This window comes from Marvinbryantia formatexigens DSM 14469 (assembly GCF_025148285.1).
GTDB lineage: Bacteria > Bacillota > Clostridia > Lachnospirales > Lachnospiraceae > Marvinbryantia > Marvinbryantia formatexigens.
In genome coordinates this window covers 2392447-2406767 of record NZ_CP102268.1, presented here as the reverse complement: position 1 = coordinate 2406767, position 14321 = coordinate 2392447, and the positions used below count along the sequence as shown (strand labels likewise).

The 14321-nt window shown below is 48.4% G+C and carries 11 protein-coding genes; 4 read left to right on the top strand and 7 right to left on the bottom strand.

The features are described from left to right. Positions 1-89: 89 nt before the first annotated feature. Both NQ534_RS11440 and NQ534_RS11435 read left to right on the top strand, forming a co-directional pair. A complete protein-coding gene (locus NQ534_RS11440) occupies positions 90-1523 on the top strand; it encodes a serine hydrolase (RefSeq protein ID WP_006859858.1) in 1434 nt (477 codons plus the stop codon). Positions 1524-1540: 17 nt separating this feature from the next. Beyond that, the gene (locus NQ534_RS11435; RefSeq protein ID WP_006859857.1) at positions 1541-1804 is read left to right on the top strand and encodes a hypothetical protein; all 264 of its coding nucleotides are present in this window, start codon (positions 1541-1543) and stop codon (positions 1802-1804) included. A gap of 30 nt (positions 1805-1834) precedes the next feature. On the opposite strand, the gene NQ534_RS11430 is transcribed toward NQ534_RS11435, so the two are convergent. From NQ534_RS11430 to NQ534_RS11405, 6 genes are all read right to left on the bottom strand, one after another. After that, the gene (locus NQ534_RS11430) at positions 1835-2782 is read right to left on the bottom strand and encodes a hypothetical protein (RefSeq protein WP_006859856.1); all 948 of its coding nucleotides are present in this window, start codon (positions 2780-2782) and stop codon (positions 1835-1837) included. 1 nt (position 2783) lies between these two features. Next, positions 2784-6404, bottom strand: coding sequence for a CLIPPER-2 domain-containing protein (locus NQ534_RS11425; protein WP_006859855.1), 3621 nt, complete (start codon positions 6402-6404; stop codon positions 2784-2786). 472 nt (positions 6405-6876) lie between these two features. Further along, positions 6877-7719, bottom strand: a complete 843-nt coding sequence (locus tag NQ534_RS11420; protein ID WP_006859854.1) for a tyrosine-type recombinase/integrase — start codon at positions 7717-7719, stop codon at positions 6877-6879. Positions 7720-7797: 78 nt separating this feature from the next. Beyond that, positions 7798-8424 carry a DapH/DapD/GlmU-related protein gene (locus NQ534_RS11415; protein ID WP_006859853.1) on the bottom strand — a complete coding sequence of 209 codons (627 nt, stop codon included), beginning with the start codon at positions 8422-8424 and terminating at the stop codon, positions 7798-7800. 13 nt (positions 8425-8437) lie between these two features. After that, positions 8438-9070 carry a sugar O-acetyltransferase gene (locus tag NQ534_RS11410; protein ID WP_006859852.1) on the bottom strand — a complete coding sequence of 211 codons (633 nt, stop codon included), beginning with the start codon at positions 9068-9070 and terminating at the stop codon, positions 8438-8440. Positions 9071-9133: 63 nt separating this feature from the next. Further along, positions 9134-10525, bottom strand: coding sequence for an MATE family efflux transporter (locus tag NQ534_RS11405; protein WP_040781221.1), 1392 nt, complete (start codon positions 10523-10525; stop codon positions 9134-9136). Positions 10526-10645: 120 nt separating this feature from the next. Between NQ534_RS11405 and NQ534_RS11400 the strand changes: the two genes are divergently transcribed. Continuing rightward, a complete protein-coding gene (locus NQ534_RS11400) occupies positions 10646-11548 on the top strand; it encodes a helix-turn-helix transcriptional regulator (protein ID WP_006859850.1) in 903 nt (300 codons plus the stop codon). A 38-nt stretch (positions 11549-11586) separates the two neighbouring features. Here NQ534_RS11400 and glpK read toward each other — a convergent pair whose 3' ends face one another. Continuing rightward, positions 11587-13083 (bottom strand): glycerol kinase GlpK, encoded by a 1497-nt coding sequence (gene glpK, locus NQ534_RS11395; protein WP_006859849.1) that lies wholly within the window; start codon positions 13081-13083, stop codon positions 11587-11589. Between the two features lie 393 nt (positions 13084-13476). Here glpK and NQ534_RS11390 point away from each other — a divergent pair, with 393 nt between their 5' ends. Then, the gene (locus NQ534_RS11390) at positions 13477-14310 is read left to right on the top strand and encodes an AraC family transcriptional regulator (RefSeq protein WP_006859847.1); all 834 of its coding nucleotides are present in this window, start codon (positions 13477-13479) and stop codon (positions 14308-14310) included. The last annotated feature ends 11 nt before the right edge of the window (positions 14311-14321 follow it).

Sequence of the window (14321 nt, the reverse complement as noted above, 5' to 3'; positions counted from 1 at the left end):
CACGGACACCCCAATTATTTTATTTACAAAAAAACCGCTTTCGTGTATGATATTTTTATGTATGGTCTGAAAAGGGGAGGATTAACGCAATGTTTTTAAGAAATCTGCCAAAATTGTACGGCTGCGCCCTGAGTGCGCTTATTTTTGCCGCCGGTCCGCTGCAGTCCGTTTTTGCCATAGAAAGCGCCGCCGAAGGTCTGACGGACACTGTCCTGTCGGAATGGCCCGATCTGCGCTCCCGGACATCCGCGGATGCCTCCGGGTCCGCAGAAGAAGACAGCGGCTCATCCGCGGATACTCCGGCGCGGCTTCTTACAAGAGAGGACCTGCTGGAGGCTTTTGGAAATCTGCCGCCGCTCCTTTACACCGGCTCTTTTTTCCTGAACAGTATGAACAACATTCCGAATTACATGCCAAACAGCGGCTATGAGCTTCATTCCGTCAACGGGAATCTGATCATGCGCCGTTCGTGGACATCCCTGGAGGAGGAAATTACAGAAATGCTCTCCTCTTATCAGGGGGACTGGTCCGTTTATCTGAAGGACCTCTCGTCCGGCAGAACGATGGAAATCAACGAGCACAGCATGGAATCCGCCAGTCTGATTAAGCTCTACATTGCGGGCGCTATTTACGAGCAGATTGCTCTCGGCAATCTGCAGGAAACGGATACGATTCTGTCCTCGCTGGACGCCATGATTACCGTCAGCGACAACGAATCCTCCAATGTACTGGTGCGCCAGCTGTGCGACGAAAGCGGTGATTTCCAGACCGGACTTGCAAAGGTAAATGATTTTATCGCGCGTTACGGCTTCTCCAGCACGCAGCAGGTAAACGGCATCGCCGATCCGTCTCTCTGGGTCTCTGACGGGCGCGTCAACATGACCTCCCCGGCGGACTGCGGACGCCTGCTGGAAATGATTTACAACGGCGAGCTGGTTTCGCACTTTTATTCCTTCCGCTTCGAAACACTGTTAAACCGTCAGCAGGTAAATTACAAAATTCCGGACGGGCTTCCGGAAGGCGTGCACATCTCCCACAAAACCGGCGAGGTGGACGACACCGAAAACGACGCGGCAATCATTTACACGCCATACGGCGATTATATCTTCTGTATTATGTCAACTGATTTAACCGATACGGACGCTGCCGTGGAACATATCCACGAGGTTACGCGGCTGATTTACAATTATTTTTGCGGAAATGCACTCTATCCCGACGAATATGTTCTTGTGGAAGCGGAGCCGGAAAGTGACCGGTATGTTCTTGTGGATGCAGCACAGGAAAATGTTCCGTATGTTCTCGTGGAACCCGCACAGGAAAGTGACCCGTATGTTCTCGTGGAACCCACGCAGGAAAATGCTTCGTATGTTCTCACAGAAACGGATTCCTCCGCAGAACCGTCCGAAAACGGGCTGCTGGTTCCCTATGCCGTTCACAACGCTTCCGGCGAAGTAGAATGGAGCGTTGCAGTAGATTTGACAGACGACGGATGGGCGGAAGTCTCCGTTGAAACAGAAGAGTAACGAGAGGAGAAAACATTATGTTCCGTTTATGGGGAAAAATCTGGCAGGACAACCGTCTGCAGCGGGATACCACCATCTGCGACGATTCACAGGATACCCGCACCCACAAAATTTTCCGTGCGCTTGACGAAATCTGCACACAGTTTGACCTGGGCAAGCCCATCTGGCTGGACTCCAACATCCGCGAATTCCAGCGCCACAGCAAGACGCGGTTCACCCAGGACAATTTCATCGAACAGATTCCGTTCGATTTTTTAGAAATACAGGTCATTGAGGAATAAATCGGCGGGGCTTTGAATGCCCCGCCAAAATTATGAATTGATATTTGATATAATGTGCAAGTTACCGTTTTTTCTTTCCACTTCAAATATAAGCGGATTTTGTGTTCCCCATTCGGCGTCCTGCGCTGCTTTCTGCTGCCATAACCGGTACCGTTTTACAAATCCTTCATGAACCAGCTCTTCTGCCTCCAGTCTTGCCTGTACGGCTTCCTGGAAAGAACGGTATTTTCCTATATAAAACCGTTTTCCTTTGAAACCGATTGTTACCCGGTATCCGCCCTGTTTCATTCTGTTGACACCGCGGAATCCACTCGTATTGTCACAGCGGTATTTCCTTTTTTCCAGCCATTCAATACAAGTACCGTCCACTCGTGTCAGTTGATTCTTGATGCCATCCCATGCTTCCTGCTGCAGACAGCCGCAGCTTTTCTTCGCACCGCTAAGCAGTGCATCGCGCGATACATCAAGTTCGTTTCCACAGGTGCAGCGGCAATGCCAGTACAGAGACAATTTTTTGTTTTTTTCATCTGTCGGATATAAAACCGTCAGCCTTCCAAAACGTTGTCCCGCCAGGTCCAGCTTTGCATGTCTGAATCCCATGTCCTGGCAGCCGCAGCTTTGAGCCGTTCCCGCTTTTAATTTCCGTGCCGCTATAATCTTTTCGTTTCCGCAGTCACAGCGACACTTCCAGCAAACGCGTTTCTTCTGGTTTTCCGCTCTGGAAATCACGGTCAGATTTCCAAAGCGCTGTCCGGTAAGGTCTTCCGCCTTTTTCCCGCCATTTGCCGAATGTCTGGAACTACATCCACAATCTCTGATTGTTCCGCGCTTCAGCCGTCTGGTGTCTGCAAGTATTTCATTCCCGCAGTCGCACACACATTTCCACACAATATAACCGCTCCACCGCTCGTCTGTTTTTTCCAGAACGCACAGTCTGCCAAATCGCTTTCCAGTCAAGTCACTGCTTTTTCCTGCCATTCTAACGTTTCTCGCTTCTCTTTCTTCCTGAAACAGTCATCACAAGAAGTACACAGCCTGCCGCTATAAGAAGCATCATCCACAGAATACTATTCGTGCTGTCTCCCGTTTGCGGTGTTTTTTGATTCGCATTTGCATTTTGATTTGCATTCTGGTTTGACGTATTCCCCTGATTGTTCTGACTGTTCGAACCACTCGGCTTATCTGCTTTTTCTGTTTCCGTTTCCGTCTCAGTCTCGGTTTCCGTCTCTGTTTCTGTCACCGGTTCCGTTTCCGTCTCTGTCATCGGCTCCGTTTCTGTCTCTGTCGTCGGCTCCGTTATCGGTTCTGTCATCGGCTCCGTTTCTGTCTCTGTCTCAGTTTCTGATTCAGATTCAGTCTCACTTTCTGTTTCTGACTCGCTCTCGCTTTCCGTTTCCGATTCACTTTCTGTTTCTGATTCGCTCTCGCTTTCCGTTTCCGGCTGCTTAACAGTAATTTCCGTGCCCGCCTCCGGATTCTTTCCATCCGGCAGATTTCCATCGTCTGCAGAAGCATTCGTAATCGTAACAATATTCTTAATTACTGTACCATCTGCCACATTCTCATTCAGCGTCGTCCTGATTTCAATAGAAGCCGCTTCCCCATCCGGCAGGGCAGTAATCGTCCAGGTTCCCTGCACCATATCATACTGTCCGTTACCTGCAGCACTGACAAAAACAAGATTCTCATCCAGTTTTTCAGAAACTACAATATTAGTCAGTCTCTTTCCGGTATCATTTTTCACCTGGATTGTATAAATAATTGTTTCGCCCGGCTTCACATTTCCTGTCGGATTTACCGTCTTACTGATGGAAAGCCTGCTCCAGTCTGTCGGTACGACCGGTTCCGGGTCTTTCTGCCATACTGCATAAATAGTCGTATCCGCATAAATCGTAATGGTTGCTCCAACGTTTACCGTTCCGGAAGCCGAAGTAGACCACCCAAGGAACGTATAGCCGTCTCTTACCGGCTGTACCTCTGAAATTATAAAGGTTGCAGAAGTTTCCGTGCTCTCTTTTGTCTCCGCTTCCGGTGCGCCTGTTCCTCCGTTTGCATCGTACGTCAGCATATACTTGTGGGTCTCCGGTGCCGGGTTGTCTACCGTCACGTCAGCTCCGGCACTCGGTCTGCTGGTCGCCGGAATCTTTCCGTCATCCGCTTCAGCATCTGTGACTGCGGCAGTATTCTTAATAACTGTCTTGTCCGCCACATCTGCTTTTACTATTGCCTTAATCGTCATGGTTGCCTCAGCACCATTTTCCAGTTCATTAATTGGCCAGATTCCGTTTACTACATCATATTGTCCATTGCCCACCGCACTGCCAAAAACAAGATTCTCATCCAGCTTCTCAGAAACTACTATGTTAGTCAGCTTCTTTCCTGTATTATTTTTCACCCGGATTGTATAAGTAACCGTATCATCCGGCTTTACTGTACCTGTCGGGTCTACCGTCTTACTGATGGAAAGCTTGCCCCACTCTGTCGGTATGACCGGTTCCGGATTGTCTACCGTCACATCTGCTCCGGCACTCGGTCTGCTGGTCGCCGGCATCTCTCCATCTTCCGCTTCAGCATCTGTGACTGTAGCTGTGTTCTTAATAACTGTCTTGTCTGCTACATCTGCCTTTACCATTGCAGTAATCGTCAAAGCTGCCTCAGCACCATTTTCCAGTGCAGGAATCGTCCAGGTTCCCTTTGCTATAGCATACTTTCCATAGAATGAAGCCTTGATGAAAACAAGATTCTCATCCAATTTTTCCGAAACTAAGATGTTGGTCAGTTTCTTCCCGGTATCATTTTTCACCTGGATTATATAAGTAACCGTATCACCCGGTTTTACTGTACCGGAGGGAGCCACACTTTTCGTAATAGAAAGACCGCTCCAATCGGTTTCTTCAACAGGCGGATTCGTATTTTTCTCATAAGTATTCGTAATCCTTCTTGTTGCGCTCGAAATAGAATCTCCAAGCTTAAATTCCAGTCCTGTCGTTGTCAACTTATAACCTTCAAGCTCTGCATTTTCCTCTGTGAATACACAGCTATTTCCTATAAGAGTACCGTTTCCTCCACTATAAAATCCGGTAATAGTCCACTTGAGCATCGGATTTCCTTCGGCGTCCGTTTCCCATTCTGCATCTGCCGCTATAAGCTTTCCTTCCAGAGCATCGCTTCCATCATCCGGTGTTATCGTGTAATTAAGTGCAAAATTTGCCGGAATCTGTGTGGCTACAATTCCGTCAAACACCTTTTCTACAGTTAATGTAACAGGCAATTTTTCCGTTTTTACGGTTATGTTTTCCTCATCGCTCAGATTTACATCATCTGGCAGACCATCCGGACCTGCTTTTGCATCTGTAATCTGCGCTTTATTCGAAATAACTGTTCCATCCTCCACACCATCGTTTACCTTTACCGTAATCGTCAGTATAGAAGACGCTCCATTTGCCAGAGAAGCAATCGTCCAGACACCAGTTACCGAATCATATACACCCTCTGGATTTGCACTAACAAAAGTCAGATTACCATCCAGCTTTTCTGAAACAGTAATTCCCGTCAAGTCCTTTCCAGTATTATTCGTTACAGTAAGCGTGTAAGTAACTTCTTCGCCCGGCTTCGCATTTGTCTTATTTGCCGTCTTTGTAATGGTCAGTTTATCCCATTCCGGCTTTGTCTCCTGCGCCTTCCATACCGCAGTATAAGTAGCATCACCTGTAACCGTTTCCGCTACTTTCGGAGCCCATCCTTCAAAGGTAAATCCCTTGCGAACCGGCGTTCCTTCAAATTCCGGAGTAGTCGTGCCTTCCGTAACCGTATATACCTGGTCCGTAAAAATTTCTTCGTTCTCCACACCGTCAGTATAAGTCACTGTGTACTGTCTGCCAGGTACATAGACTGTGAAGGTTGCTCTTCCAGTCTGCCAGTTATAATTGGCTGGTACTTGAACTGCTTTACCGCAATTTCCACAATTCCCGGTTTCCCCGTAATATCCATAAGTATACTGATATGTCAGTGTAACGGTTGTCGTACCTGGCTTTACTGCTGTAAAATCAAATCGCAGACATGGATATCCATCACTATAGGTAGCTACAGCAAAGTTGCAGTTTCCAAGTATTGTATTATCAGACAGACTATACTGTAAATTTCCATATTCGTTTCTGTCCGGTATCAGTTCTACCAAAACGCCCCCGCATCTTGGACAAGTATAAGAGACAGACGGGCGCTGTATAGAAAAGCCAGTTTCTCCTACCCGTTTCTCAATATAATCATTCGCATAAGCAACCGGTTCGTCTGCCATAACAGCCGTGCTGACTGGCTCTTCCGGCTCCATCACTTCCGGACCTTTCTCCAGTATAGAATCACCTTCATACACCATTTCCGGTTCCATCATCGCCAGCCCTTCGTGCTGTCCGTCTATTTGTTCCGTCACCTCTTCTGTTTCACTTTCTGTCACGTCTGTGTTTTCTGACTGGGTTTCCGTCAATATCACATTCTCATCAGACGCATAAGGCTCTTCCACCGCAAATATCTCTGAAGGCATTACCGTAAAGAGCATCATGACCGCAAGTACAACAGCCATCAATTTTCTTTTCTGTTTCTTCATTTTCCCTTTTCCCTTCTTTTTTATTTAGACTTTTCAAGGCAGTCTACAAGCCTGCACCATGTATGTGCTCAATATCCACACCCGACGGTTACTACTCCTGTTCACCATCTCCCCTCCGAAGCTTTCTTTTCGGACAAATTCAGACCTTTTTAGACGAAATCTATATTTTGTCCATTGTCAGTCTGCTCACGGTGTATCGTTTTTCTTTTAGTCATAATCTGAGTAGATTTTTGCATTAAAAAAGATGGAATCCGTTCGATTCCACCTCATTTTTTACTATATCAGGGCATAAAAGATAAAACTGTCTTTAAACAGCGTCTATGCCCTTTATTTTTATGTCCGTTTTTTCAAAAGACTTCCACTTAAAGCAAAAATTTGCCTTGCACTTCTATTATGCCATATGCTATAATGTAGATGATTATATGTAGACTATCATTTCGTGATGAATCCAATAGACAAAATATAGATTTCGTCAAATAACCAATCCAAGCTTTTCTATTTGTGCCGCATGTTCTTTTCCCGTTGAAATCAGATAAATTCTGGTTGTCTCAATCGAGCTATGTCCAAGTATATCCGCAAGCTTTACCAGGTCATTGCACGCCCGATGAAAAATAACTGCAAACAAATGCCGCAGATTGTGCGGAAATACCTTCGTCTCTTCTACCCCCGCAGATTTGCAGAGCTGTTTCATCTCATACCAGATCTGTCTGCGCGAAAGACATCTTCCGCTTTTTGTAAGAAAGATTGGTCCGGCTGCAATATTTTGTCTTCTGGCATACCGCAGCAGCTTTCTGCATAATTTATTCGGCAGCAAAATCACACGCACCTTTCTTTTCAGCGATATTTCCGCGCGCCCTGTTTTCGCCGCTTCCACCGTAATATATGTCGTTTCCGACACGCGGATTCCGGTGCTTCCAATCGTCTCCATCAAAAGCTCCAGCCGCTCCTGTCCTTTCCGCTCTGCCGCCCTCAGCAGCTTTTTATATTCTTTCTCACTCAGTTCTTTCGTCTGCTCGCGGAATACCCTTCGCTGAATCTGTAAAAACTTTACCCGGCATTCTGTCCATCCCATAAAATCAAAAAAGCGATTGACCGCCGACACCATAGAATTGATGGTCGTTGATACATAACCGGCTTCCAGCAGATGATTTTTCCATCTGGCGGCTGTTTCCTTCTGGATTGTCTGATTTAAAACCCATCTCTGAAAGCTTCTCACATCTCTGATATATTTTTTAATCGTTCCTTCACAGCATTCTTCTTCATAAAGATATTTTTGAAAATCACGAATATCCGTTTCCGTTATCTGGTGCTCCATATAAAATTCCTCCTTTGGGTGTTTTCATTATTTTACCCCATACGGAATTTCATATGATAAATTTTGTAATTTATTATGTTACCCTTTTCGCAGTTCTGCCTCTTCCAGGAGATCCTCCTCCGTAATTTCCCGGTCCCGGAAATAATATTTTCTGTCCCGTTCTTCAATCGGGCGGATAACACGGCAGGGATTTCCTGCCGCAACGGAGTTTGCGGGTATATCATGCGTTACCACACTTCCGGCTCCGATTACCGAATTTTCCCCAATCGTCACGCCCGGACATATCACGGCACCGGCACCAATCCAGCAATTATCCGCTATCTTTACCGGGGCGGCATACATATACTCCCTCATATCCGGGCAGATTGGATGCCCCACCGTGGCAATCGTAACCGCCGGACCGAACATCACCTTTTTCCCGACCGTTATCATTCCATCGTCGATAAAATTGCAATTTACATTAAGGTATGAGCCCTCTCCGATTTCAATATGGCTTCCATAGCAGAAATAAAACGGCGGCTCAATCCATATCCCTTTTCCCTGCTTCAGCATTCTGCCGATAAGCTCACATCTTTTCTCCGGTTCATCCGGCGCGCTGTCATTAAACTCCTTCATGTACCGCTTTCCCTGCAGCCGTTCCTGCGGCAACCCCTCGCACATATCCGTAAACAACTTTCCGTCACGGATTCTCTCATGCATGTTCATAGCATATTCTCCTCTACTTTTCGTTAAGTATCCTTTCAACTTCCGTCCAGGCTTCCTCATCAAACGCACGGTCACGGAAGTAATATTTCCTGTCCTCCTCCGTGATTTTACGGATAACCCTGCACGGATTGCCCGCCGCAATCACCCATTCCGGAATGTCCTTTGTCACTACGCTTCCGGCTCCGATTACCGTATTGCTCCCGATATGCACGCCCGGACAGATAACGGTATTTCCGCCAATCCAGACGTTGTCCCCAATCGTTACCTCTATTCCGTATTCATACGCAGTATTGCGGGTATCGGGATGCACCGGATGCCCCGCCGTATAAATTGCCACATTCGGCGCCATCTGGCAGTTGTCCCCGATTATCACCTTCGCCACATCCAGTATCGTGCAATTATAATTTGCAAAAAAATTCTTTCCGACTTCAATGTGCGTGCCGTAATCGCAGTAAAACGGCGGATTGATAAAAGCCCCGTCTGATTTTCCCAGAAGCTCCTTTACAATTTCACTGATTCTGTCAAAATCGGACCTGTCCGCCGTATTCAGCTCCTGCGTCAGCCTCCGCGCCCGTTTTTGTTCCTCAAAAACCTCATTGTCAGAAATATACGGTAACTGTCTGTCTCTTCTTTCTTTGTTTGTCATTTTCTTTACACCTTTCCTTTCTACTTGATTTTCCGCCGCTCTCGCGCGGATGTAAAAACATAGCTATTCCTGTCCGCTGTCCATTCCCGCGTTTTCCACGGTCAGATTTTTTACCCATTTGTATTTTTTATAATGATGATAAACCGCCGGCAGCTTCACAAATTCATCCAGATTCAGCCAGAAATAAACCCAGAGAACCGGCAGCTTCAGCACAAACGCCGCTATTGCTCCGGCCGGTATGATAATCACCCACATCGTCACCGCATCGCAGCACAATCCGAATTTCGTATCTCCCCCGGCGCAGAAGATACCCGCCACCACCGTGGAATTGATGGATTTTCCAATCAGATAATAGCTGCAGATAAGCAGCATCCCTTTTAAATATTCCTTTGCCAAAAGGCTTAAATTCGACGCAAACAGGAAGATCACCGGGCTTAACGCCAGAAGGACGATTCCGGACAGCGCCCCTGCCGCAAGCGCAATCCTGCACAGCTTCCGCCCGTATTCCTTCGCCTTCTCCAGGTTTCCTCTGCCCAGCTCGTTTCCGACAATAATCCCGCTCCCCGCCCCAATGCCAAGACAGAAGCAGGCGATAATATTTTTTACAATATTCGCGATGGAATTAGCTGCGACCGCATCGCTTCCCAGATGTCCCATAATGACGGAAAACATCGTAAAACCGCATCCCCATACCAGCTCATTTGCCAGAACCGGGGTCGTATAGCGGATGTAATCTTTTTTTAACGCGGAGTCCGGGGCTCTCAGGTACTGCAGGCGGATACGTACAACCTCCTCCTTCCGGTTTTCAGACAGGACCAGAAGCAGCTCCGCTATCCTCGCAATCAGCGTTGCCAGCGCTGCTCCCCGGATTCCCATCACCGGAAAGCCGCACAGCCCGAAGATAAACACCGCATTTAATATCAGATTGATTACAACGGCAGACGAGCCATATATGGTGCTTCTCATGGTTCTTCCGCTGTTTTTCATAATGCACAGATAAATCTGCGACACGCCCATACAGAGATAAGAGCCGCTCACAATGCGCAGATAAGACGCCCCCGGAGCAATCAGCTCCGTCCCGTTTGTAAATATCCGCATCAGAAGCTTAGGACAGCAGACCGCCGCCAGAAAAAACAAAACGGAAACAATAACAGACAACCGCAGCACGATTGCCAGCACCTGCTCTACCGCCCGCCGGTCTCCCTTTCCCCAGTACTGCGCCGCCAGGACAGTCGCCCCGATTGTCAGCGCCGCGTAAAACAGATTCAGCACAAACGAAACCTGCGTTGCAAGAGAGACCGCAGAGAGCGCCGTCTGTCCCTGCATTCCCAACATCAGGGCATCCGAAGCGCTCACGATTGCAGACATAAGATTCTGCATCGCAATAGGCATCACCAGTGCAAACAGCTTTTTATAAAATTCTCCGTTTCTTTTTGCCTTTTCCCTGTATTTCATGCCGTCTCTCCCTTGCCGGTTTATCTTTGCGCTGCTATAATAATAGTAAAGCAGGCAGCGGATATCTAGCATTTTCCGCTTTAATTTTTATAACAATCGTATTCAGGGAAGGGGATACAGATGATAAACACTGATATTATGCAGGATGCGTCAGAAATCGTCCACTATGATAATCCGGGCGTCCCGCTTTACATCCGGACCGGCATTTTGTCAAACTATCCGGACATGAAAGCCCTCTGCCACTGGCATGAGGATATTGAGCTGATTTATGTGATCGAAGGTGAAATGAATTACCGTATAAATGACCGTGATATTCTGCTGAAGGAAAAGGATTGTCTGGTCGTCAACTCCCGGCAGCTTCATTACGGCTACGCCCACCTGCGCCGCGAATGCCGGTTTATCTGCATTCTTTTTCACCCAGGACTATTAAACGCCAGCCCAAAGATTTATCAGTATTACGTGGCTCCTTTTATCGAAAATAAAAATATCGCATATTTTCACTATGCGGCGGATTCTGCGAATCATGAACAGGTGCAGGCACTGCTAAACCGCATACTTCTGCTGAAAACGGAAGAAAAGGATGCCTATGAGCTGGAGGCTATAAGCACCCTTTATCTTCTGTGGCGTATTCTCTTTCTGCAGCACAAATCCCTGCTGGAACAGGAACCCGCATACGATTACAGCGACCTGACCCTGCAGAAAAAAATGGTCTCATACATATACGAACATTACCAGGACACACTGACGCTCGACGCCATAGCCGCCTCCGGAAACATCAGCCGCAGCAAATGCTGCATTATCTTCAAACGCTATCTCCGGCAATCGCCCATCGATTTTGCAAACAAATACCGGCTGGAGGTCAGCCGGTATCTGCTGGCAAACACCCGCTCCAGCATCGCCCAGATTGCGGTATCCTGCGGGTTTAACCATTTAAGCTATTTCTCTAAGCTGTTTTGCCGGGAATACGGATGTACTCCCACAGAGTACCGAAAGGCGGCACACCAGGCACAGACGCCCGGATAATATCTGCCTCCGTCAAACGCCTGAGCGCCCGGCAGTATCTATTCTTCCTTCGCCCATCCGTATGCATATTGCACCGCTTTTTTCCATCCCCGGATGCGCCTCTGGCGCTCCTCTTTTGAAATTTCCGGCTGGAAGGTGCGGTCGATATTCCAGTTTTTAATGACGTCTGCTCTTGATTTCCAGTAGCCCACTGCCAGTCCCGCCAGGTAAGCGGCGCCCATCGCAGTCGTCTCCACGCATTTCGGACGGTTCACCGGCGCTCCGGTAATGTCCGCCTGCGTCTGCATAAGAAAATTGTTGGCGCTGGCGCCGCCGTCCACCTTCAGAGACGTCAGCTCAATGCCGGAATCCGCCCGCATTGCCTCCAGCACATCCTGCACCTGGTATGCCAGGGAATCCAGGGTGGCACGGATAATATGATACTTATTGACGCCGCGGGTGATGCCGACAATCGTGCCTCTGGCGTACTGGTCCCAGTAGGGCGCGCCAAGACCGGTAAACGCCGGAACCACATAGCAGCCGTTGGTGTCCTTAACCTTTGTCGCCATATACTCCGAATCTTCGGCGGAATCAATCAGGCGCATCTCATCACGCAGCCACTGGATTGCCGCCCCCGCCACGAAAATAGAACCCTCCAGCGCATAATTTACCTTTCCGTCCAGCCCCCAGGCAATGGTCGTCACCAGACCGTTTTTGGAAAATACCGGCTTTTCCCCGGTGTTCATCAGCAGGAAACAGCCTGTCCCATAAGTGTTTTTCGCCTCCCCGGCGGTAAAGCAGGTCTGTCCGAAAAGCGCCGCCTGCTGGTCGCCCGCCGCCCCGGCGATCGGAATCGGTCCGCCGAAAAACGCCGCGTCCGCCATCCCGTACACGCAGCTCGACGGCTTCGGCTCCGGCAGCATACACTCCGGAATATCCAGCTCCTTCAGAATATCTCTGTCCCACTGCAGCGTATTGATGTTAAACAGCATCGTGCGGGCGGCATTGGAATAATCTGTCACATGCACGGCTCCCTTTGTCAGCTTCCAGATAAGCCATGTCTCTACCGTTCCAAACAAAAGCTCGCCGCGCTCCGCCCGCTCCCTTGCGCCTTCCACGTTATCCAGAATCCACTTAATCTTTGTGGCGGAAAAATAAGCGTCAATCACCAGTCCCGTTTTCTGGCGAAAGCTTTCCTCCAGTCCCTTTTCTTTCAGCGAATCACAGTATTTTGCAGTCCGGCGGCACTGCCAGACAATCGCATGATACACCGGCGTTCCGGTATTTTTATCCCACACGATTGCCGTCTCACGCTGATTCGTAATACCGATGGCGGCGATGTCCCCCGCCTCCGCGCCGATTCTGCTCATTGCCTCCACCGCAACGCCAAGCTGGCTGGACCAGATTTCATCCGCATCGTGCTCCACCCATCCCGGCTTTGGAAAATACTGTGTAAATTCGCGCTGCGCCACGCTGCACATTCTTCCCTTTTCATCAAATAAAATACAGCGGTTGCTGGTCGTCCCTGCATCCAGCGCCATAATATACTTACCCATAAGACTTTTCGTTCCTCTCGTTTTTTAACTATAGGATAACCCGGATTGCGTTTCATTGCAACCGGGGATTTTCCGTACCTGCAGGACCTGCCGCCGGCAGCTCCCTTCGGATGCATGGAAACAAAAAAGACAGCCGCAAATCTCTCCCAATTTGTGGCTGCCCCTATTCTCTTCTGTCTTCTGTTTTCATCGGTGTTCTGTCCTTATCTGTACATTCTGCAGCTTAACTCTGCATAATACTCATAACACTCTCTGAAATACTGTTTTATTTTTTTCCACATACTTAAAACCTCTCTTTCTTTTCTTTTTACATTTGCGTTATAGCCGTTTTTTCTGTATAATACGTGTCAAATCCCATGAAAAACCAGCCAAATTCTATGAGGAGGTTTTGCTATGCTGCCTGTTTATAAGGATTGTAAAAACAATCTTGAGATTTTCCATAAAAAATCCCGCCATGTTTCTCCGCACCTTCATAAGTCCGCCGAGTTCATTTATGTAACGGAGGGGTCGCTGGAGCTTGGTGTCGGACAGGAATTATATCACATGGATACGCATGACTTCGGAATCGTATTTCCGGAGCTCATCCACCACTACCAGGTATTCGACAGCCGCCCCTGCAAAGCAATTTATCTTCTCGCATCCCCCGCATTATGCGGAAGCTACCAGCCCGCCCTGCAGCAGTTCTGTCCCCGGTATCCGGTTATCAGAGCCGACGCCGTTCACCCGGATATTCCCTATGCGCTGAACCGGCTGTCCGAAACCGCTTATGAAAAAGAGACTGCCGTACTTCAGCAGTCCTATACACAAATCATCCTTGCAAGAGCCATGCCGCATTTCAGCTTTGCTGAAAAAAGCTCTGTCGGCAGCAACGACATAATCTACCGTACCGTCGCCTACATTGCAGGACATTTTACAGAAGAACTCTCGCTTTCCGGGATGGCAAAGGCTCTTGGATACAGCCCCTGCGCGCTTTCCGGCGTATTTTCTAAAACATTTCACACCAATTTTAACGGCTATCTCAACGATGTCCGCCTTGATTACGTGTGCCATCTGCTCCGCCACACGGACCAGAGCATCACAGAAGCCTATGAAAACGCCGGCTTTTCCAGCCAGCGTACCTTTAACCGCGTTTTCCAGGAGCGCTTCCGCATGACGCCGCGGGAATACCGGCGGCTGAACCAGGCGGCGCCCTCCGGAGAACACATGGTGTCCCTGTCAGCGCAATAGGCGGTGCGCCA

Coding starts and splice junctions, on each gene's coding strand:
- NQ534_RS11405 (WP_040781221.1), bottom strand. CDS start 10,525: ATGAAATACAGGGAAAAGGCAAAAAGAAACGGAGAATTTTATAAAAAG.
- NQ534_RS11425 (WP_006859855.1), bottom strand. CDS start 6,404: ATGAAGAAACAGAAAAGAAAATTGATGGCTGTTGTACTTGCGGTCATG.
- NQ534_RS11400 (WP_006859850.1), top strand. CDS start 10,646: ATGATAAACACTGATATTATGCAGGATGCGTCAGAAATCGTCCACTAT.
- NQ534_RS11420 (WP_006859854.1), bottom strand. CDS start 7,719: ATGGAGCACCAGATAACGGAAACGGATATTCGTGATTTTCAAAAATAT.
- glpK (WP_006859849.1), bottom strand. CDS start 13,083: ATGGGTAAGTATATTATGGCGCTGGATGCAGGGACGACCAGCAACCGC.
- NQ534_RS11410 (WP_006859852.1), bottom strand. CDS start 9,070: ATGACAAACAAAGAAAGAAGAGACAGACAGTTACCGTATATTTCTGAC.
- NQ534_RS11390 (WP_006859847.1), top strand. CDS start 13,477: ATGCTGCCTGTTTATAAGGATTGTAAAAACAATCTTGAGATTTTCCAT.
- NQ534_RS11430 (WP_006859856.1), bottom strand. CDS start 2,782: ATGGCAGGAAAAAGCAGTGACTTGACTGGAAAGCGATTTGGCAGACTG.
- NQ534_RS11440 (WP_006859858.1), top strand. CDS start 90: ATGTTTTTAAGAAATCTGCCAAAATTGTACGGCTGCGCCCTGAGTGCG.
- NQ534_RS11415 (WP_006859853.1), bottom strand. CDS start 8,424: ATGAACATGCATGAGAGAATCCGTGACGGAAAGTTGTTTACGGATATG.
- NQ534_RS11435 (WP_006859857.1), top strand. CDS start 1,541: ATGTTCCGTTTATGGGGAAAAATCTGGCAGGACAACCGTCTGCAGCGG.